The organism is Cellvibrio sp. (genome assembly GCF_039207905.1).
Lineage (GTDB): Bacteria > Pseudomonadota > Gammaproteobacteria > Pseudomonadales > Cellvibrionaceae > Cellvibrio.
In genome coordinates, this window is record NZ_JBCECX010000030.1 from 53,116 (window position 1) to 59,115 (window position 6,000).

At 48.5% G+C, this 6,000-nt stretch carries 5 protein-coding genes; 3 read left to right on the forward strand and 2 right to left on the reverse strand.

What is annotated here, in order from left to right; genetic code table 11:
• Positions 1 to 175 precede the first annotated feature (175 nt).
• Positions 176 to 2,401 (forward strand): NADP-dependent isocitrate dehydrogenase, encoded by a 2,226-nt coding sequence (locus AAGC78_RS16530; protein WP_435785205.1) that lies wholly within the window; start codon positions 176 to 178, stop codon positions 2,399 to 2,401.
• Between the two features lie 77 nt (positions 2,402 to 2,478).
• On the opposite strand, the gene cspD is transcribed toward AAGC78_RS16530, so the two are convergent.
• On the reverse strand, positions 2,479 to 2,733 hold the full coding sequence (gene cspD / locus AAGC78_RS16535) for a cold shock domain-containing protein CspD (RefSeq protein WP_435785206.1): 255 nt from the start codon (positions 2,731 to 2,733) through the stop codon (positions 2,479 to 2,481).
• Between the two features lie 302 nt (positions 2,734 to 3,035).
• On the opposite strand from cspD, the gene clpS reads away from it, so the two are divergent.
• Positions 3,036 to 3,410: an ATP-dependent Clp protease adapter ClpS gene (gene clpS / locus AAGC78_RS16540; protein ID WP_435785207.1), complete on the forward strand. Its 375-nt coding sequence runs from the start codon at positions 3,036 to 3,038 to the stop codon at positions 3,408 to 3,410.
• Between the two features lie 49 nt (positions 3,411 to 3,459).
• On the forward strand, positions 3,460 to 5,751 hold the full coding sequence (gene clpA, locus AAGC78_RS16545) for an ATP-dependent Clp protease ATP-binding subunit ClpA (protein WP_435785208.1): 2,292 nt from the start codon (positions 3,460 to 3,462) through the stop codon (positions 5,749 to 5,751).
• A gap of 85 nt (positions 5,752 to 5,836) precedes the next feature.
• On the opposite strand, the gene infA is transcribed toward clpA, so the two are convergent.
• The coding region (gene infA, locus AAGC78_RS16550; RefSeq protein WP_435785209.1) for a translation initiation factor IF-1 at positions 5,837 to 6,000 on the reverse strand (164 nt) is incomplete at its 5' end.

Sequence of the window (6,000 nt, forward strand, 5' to 3'; positions counted from 1 at the left end):
TGGTATTGCCGCCCAAGCAACATAACTCATGCATTCATAGCTGCACCCGTGTAGAATCCCCGACGCTCTGGCAAGGGGGCGTTCCCTGTGGCGGGGCTCTTTTTCTAAATTTTCATAATGTTAATGGCAAAGCTCACAAGGCCGAGCCGCATGAATTGATGGAGCCATCTTTAAAATGACTGATTCAAAAATTATCTATACCCAAACTGACGAAGCCCCAGCCTTAGCGACTTATTCCTTACTCCCCATCGTTCAAGCCTTCACCAAATCTTCCGGCATTGCCCTCGAAACCCGCGATATCTCCCTGTCTGGCCGTATTATCGCCGCTTTCCCGGAATTACTGACCGATGCCCAACGCATTGGCGATCACTTGGCAGAACTGGGCAAATTGGCAACAACGCCAGAAGCCAACATCATCAAGTTGCCTAACATCAGTGCTTCTATCCCCCAGTTGAAGGCGGCGATCAAAGAATTGCAATCGCAGGGTTACAAGCTTCCTGACTACCCTGAGAACCCAGCTAACGATGCTGAAAAAGATGCAAAAGCGCGTTACGACAAAATCAAAGGTTCTGCGGTAAACCCGGTATTGCGTGAAGGTAACTCTGACCGTCGCGCACCGCTTTCGGTGAAAAACTACGCGCGCAAGAACCCGCACAAAATGGGTGCTTGGGCTGCTGACTCCCAATCCCATGTTGCACACATGTCTAACGGTGATTTCTACGGCAGCGAAAAATCTGTCCTGATCGCTGATGCTGGTAACCTGAAAATCGAATTGGTTGCCAAAGACGGCAGCACCAAAGTGCTGAAAGAAACGGTAAAAGTATTGGCCGGCGAGATTGTTGATGCATCAGTACTGAGCAAAAAAGCACTGCGCTCTTACATCGCTGAACAAATCGAAGATGCCAAAAAAGCCGGTGTACTGCTCTCTGTGCATTTGAAAGCAACCATGATGAAAGTGTCTGACCCGATTATTTTCGGCCACTTTGTATCTGTGTTTTACGCTCCGGTATTGGAAAAGCACGCCGCTGTGTTGGAAGAGTTGAAAGTTGACTTGAACAACGGCCTTGGCGATCTGTACACCAAAATCAAATCATTGCCTGCTGAAAAGCAAGCAGAAATCGAAGCTGATATCAAAGCGCTTTACGCTACTCGCCCTGAATTGGCGATGGTGAATTCAGACAAGGGCATCACCAACCTGCATGTTCCAAGCGACGTAATTGTTGATGCCTCTATGCCTGCGATGATTCGCGATTCAGGCAAAATGTGGAATACCGCAGGCAAGCTGCAAGATACCAAAGCCTGTATCCCTGACCGTTGCTACGCCGGTGTTTACCAAGTGGTAATCGCGGACTGCAAAAAGAACGGCGCATTCAATCCAACCACTATGGGCAGTGTGCCTAATGTAGGTTTGATGGCGCAGGCGGCAGAAGAATACGGTTCACACGACAAAACTTTCCAAATCCCAACCGACGGTGTTGTGCGTGTAGTAGATGCAGCTGGCAAAGTACTGATTGAGCAAACCGTTGAGCAGGGCGATATCTTCCGTGCCTGCCAAGTTAAAGATGCTCCAATCCAGGATTGGGTCAAACTTGCAGTTAATCGCGCGCGCGCTTCCAGCACACCAGCAGTGTTCTGGTTGGACCCAAAACGTGCCCACGATGCGCAATTGATCACCAAGGTAAACACCTACCTGAAAGATCACGACACTACTGGTCTGGAAATCTACATCAAGACCCCAGAAGAGGCGACCCAGTTCTCTCTTGACCGTATCCGTGAAGGTAAAGATACTATTTCGGTTACCGGCAACGTGTTGCGTGACTACCTCACCGACTTGTTCCCGATCATGGAATTGGGAACCTCAGCCAAAATGTTGTCGATCGTTCCATTGATGAACGGCGGCGGTTTGTTTGAGACGGGTGCAGGTGGTTCGGCTCCTAAACACGTTCAGCAGTTCGTAGAAGAAGGGCATCTGCGTTGGGATTCATTGGGTGAATTCCTGGCGCTGGCTGAATCTTTGGATCACTTTGGCAATGTCACCAGCAACGCCAAAGCCAAAGTCTTCGCCAAGACTCTGGATCAAGCCAACGGCAAGTTCCTCGACGAGAACAAATCACCAGGCCGTGCTGCAGGTGAGTTGGACAACCGTGGCAGCCACTTCTACTTGGCTCTGTACTGGGCGCAAGCCTTGGCTGCGCAAACTGAAGATGCTGCATTACAAGCAGAATTTGCTCCGGTGGCCAAAGCCTTGACTGAAAATGAAGCCAAGATCGTCGCTGAATTGAAAGCTGCTTCTGGCAAGCCGGTCGATTTGGGTGGTTACTACCGTCCTGATTTCGCCAAAGCTTCAGCAGCACTTCGTCCAAGTGCAACCTTTAATGCAGTATTGGCAAGCCTGAACTAAGTTTTTCGGTTTCAGGAAGCACCAAAAGCCCCCTGTAGCGATACAGGGGGCTTTTTTATTGGAAGTTCACTCCGGTATCAGGCGAGCGCCGCGCTCGTTCGGGTGAGGTGCTGCTCAGTAGCGTCATTAGCTGGAGCGGTGATATTGATCGCATGCAGACCTTTGTCGCCCTTGGTAACTTCAAACGTCACCTGTTGGCCTGCTTTGAGGGTTTTGTAGCCCTCCATAGTAATGGCGGAATAGTGTGCAAACAGGTCTTCTCCACCTTCATCCGCCAGGATAAAGCCGTAACCTTTTGCATTATTGAACCATTTGACGGTGCCAGTTGGCATGATTGGAATCCTTCTGCCCAAGTGATGCCCTTGAAAAACATCACTGTCGTTATTATTGTCCCAAGTACAGCAGTTGCTCGGGGTTGGACGAGATGTGCGCTTAACCGTAGTAGGTTATATGTGAATCTTGATGCTTTTATTTAAACTAAGTGCCGCATTTGTGTGCAGTTGCGCTCTTTTTTTATCCAACAATTGACCCAAAGTCAAGCATTTATCCGTATTAGGCCTCATTAGGGCTTGTTATGCCGATGAGTTACAATACTGCCGATCAACTAATCATTTTTACTTTGTATTGAATCTCTATGGGCAATCTGCAAAACCTTCAACTAACCTTAAGTAAAGACGACGACAATTCCCCCGATGAATTTGACGGCGGTCTTGCGGTCTTAACTTCCAAGCCGAAGCTAAAACGGCCACCAATGTACAAGGTGATGCTGTTAAACGACGACTACACACCGATGGATTTTGTGGTGGAAATATTGGAAGTGTTTTTTTCCATGTCGCGCGAGAAGGCAACCCACGTAATGTTAACGGTCCATGTTCACGGCAAAGCGGTTTGTGGAATATATACTCGTGATATAGCTGAAACTAAAGCCGCGCAAGTGAATCAATATGCTAGAGAAAATCAACACCCGCTGTTGTGCGAAATCGAAGCGGTTGAAGATGGTGAGTCGTAGTAAGACGTAAGTAGTTTTTAAATTTGTTGGTTAGAAGAGGGTAGGCGCGATGTTAAGTAAAGATCTTGAAGTGACTTTAAATCTTGCTTTCAAAGGTGCGCGTTCCAAGCGTCACGAATTTATGACGGTGGAACATTTGCTGCTGGCACTTATCGACAACGATTCAGCTGCAAATGTATTGCGTGCGTGCGGTGCTGACTTAATGAGTTTGCGCAAAGAGCTAATCGAATTTGTCGATTCCACAACCCCGCTCATTCCCGAAAACGATTCCGAGCGTGAAACCCAACCAACGCTGGGTTTTCAGCGCGTGCTGCAGCGTGCGGTATTTCATGTGCAGTCTTCCGGTAAACAAGAAGTGACTGGCGCCAATGTATTGGTCGCTATTTTTAGCGAGCAAGAAAGTCAGGCTGTTTACTACCTCAAACAACAAAGCATCGCTCGCATTGATGTGGTGAATTACATCACCCACGGTATTCACAAAGTGTCTGGTCACACTGACCACAGTCACGATCATCATTCTCCCCAAGAGAATCAGGATGAAGATGCAACTACTGGCGAGTCTTCAGCACAAAGTCCGTTGGAGAGTTTTTCCAGCAATTTAAATGAAGCGGCCATGCAAGGTCGTATTGATCCTTTAGTCGGACGTGAATACGAAGTCGAGCGTGTGTGCCAGATTTTATCCCGTCGCCGCAAAAACAACCCGCTACTTGTCGGTGAGTCAGGTGTCGGTAAAACTGCTATTGCAGAAGGTTTGGCGAAGCGTATTGTTGACGGTGACGTGCCTGAAGCCTTGGCTGATAGTGTTGTTTACTCGCTTGATATGGGTGCACTACTTGCGGGCACTAAATATCGCGGCGACTTTGAAAAACGTTTCAAAAGTTTGCTTAATGAGTTGAAGAAGCAAAAAAATTCCATTTTGTTTATCGATGAAATTCACACCATTATCGGTGCAGGAGCTGCTTCCGGTGGCGTGATGGATGCATCCAATTTGTTGAAACCTTTATTGTCATCCGGCGAAATTCGCTGCATGGGTTCAACCACCTATCAGGAATATCGCGGCATTTTTGATAAAGATCGCGCGCTGTCCCGTCGCTTCCAAAAAGTGGATGTGAACGAGCCGACCGTGGATGAAACTTATCAAATCCTGAAAGGGCTGAAGAGTCGTTTCGAGAAACATCACAACTTGCGTTACACCGACGCTGCGTTGCGCGCTGCTGCTGAGTTAGCTGAGCGTTACATCAACGATCGTTTCTTGCCGGATAAAGCAATTGACGTGATTGATGAGGCGGGTGCTTATCAACAATTGCAAACCGCGAGCAAGCGTAAGAAGACTATCGGCGTGACTGATGTGGAAAATGTCGTCGCAAAAATCGCGCGCATTCCGCCAAAAAGTGTTTCTTCATCTGATAAAGAGCAACTGCGCAAACTAGATCAGAATTTGAAGATGACTGTGTTCGGTCAAGACGAAGCAATCGATACGCTGGCGACAGCAATCAAGTTGTCTCGTGCTGGGTTGGGTGCAGCGGAAAAACCAATTGGTTCCTTCCTGTTTGCCGGTCCTACCGGTGTGGGTAAAACTGAAGTTTGCCGTCAACTTGCCAAGAGCATGGGGATGGAGTTGATTCGCTTCGATATGTCCGAGTACATGGAGCGCCATACCGTATCGCGTTTGATTGGTGCGCCACCAGGCTATGTTGGTTTTGACCAAGGCGGTTTGCTGACTGACGCCATCACCAAGCAGCCGCACTGTGTGTTGTTGCTAGATGAAATTGAAAAAGCCCATCCAGAAGTCTTTAACTTGCTGCTGCAGGTTATGGATCACGGTAGCTTGACGGATAACAACGGCCGCAAAGCCGATTTCCGTAACGTCATCCTGATTATGACTACCAACGCAGGTGCCGAGGTGATGAGCCGCGCTTCAATTGGCTTCACTCATCAGGATCACACCACTGATGGTATGGAAGCAATCAAGAAGATGTTTACACCGGAGTTCCGCAACCGTTTGGATGCGATCGTCCAATTCGCGTCGTTGACACTCAACACCATCAAAACTGTGGTTGATAAATTCCTGATGGAGTTGCAAACCCAGTTAGATGATAAGCACGTTACGCTGGAGATCAGCGATGAGGCACGCGAGTGGCTCGCCATCCACGGTTACGATGTGAAAATGGGTGCTCGCCCAATGGCGCGTTTGATTCAGGATAAGCTGAAAAAGCCGCTGGCCGAAGAGATCCTGTTTGGATCACTGTCCCAAGGTGGCGGTACAGTTGATGTTGATGTGGATTCGTTGGAAGACAAGCTGGTAATTGAAGTAAAAGCCAAGCATGCTCAACCGGCGTAACCTAGCGCTCTATTAAATCGCCAGAAAAACAAAAAGCCGCACATGTGCGGCTTTTTGTTTTTACGCAAAACGTTAATGGATCAAATTAACGTGCGCGGTAGGTGATGCGGCCTTTGGTGAGGTCATAGGGAGTCATTTCCACCATGACCCGATCGCCAGCCAGCACGCGGATGCGGTTCTTGCGCATCTTGCCGGCGGTATGGGCGATGATTTCGTGATTGTTGCTGTCGAGTTTCACGCGGAATGTTG

Excerpts from the sequence above, each read along its gene's own strand:
- AAGC78_RS16530 (WP_435785205.1), top strand. The coding sequence starts at position 176 with ATGACTGATTCAAAAATTATCTATACCCAAACTGACGAAGCCCCAGCC.
- cspD (WP_435785206.1), bottom strand. The coding sequence starts at position 2,733 with ATGCCAACTGGCACCGTCAAATGGTTCAATAATGCAAAAGGTTACGGC.
- clpS (WP_435785207.1), top strand. The coding sequence starts at position 3,036 with ATGGGCAATCTGCAAAACCTTCAACTAACCTTAAGTAAAGACGACGAC.
- clpA (WP_435785208.1), top strand. The coding sequence starts at position 3,460 with ATGTTAAGTAAAGATCTTGAAGTGACTTTAAATCTTGCTTTCAAAGGT.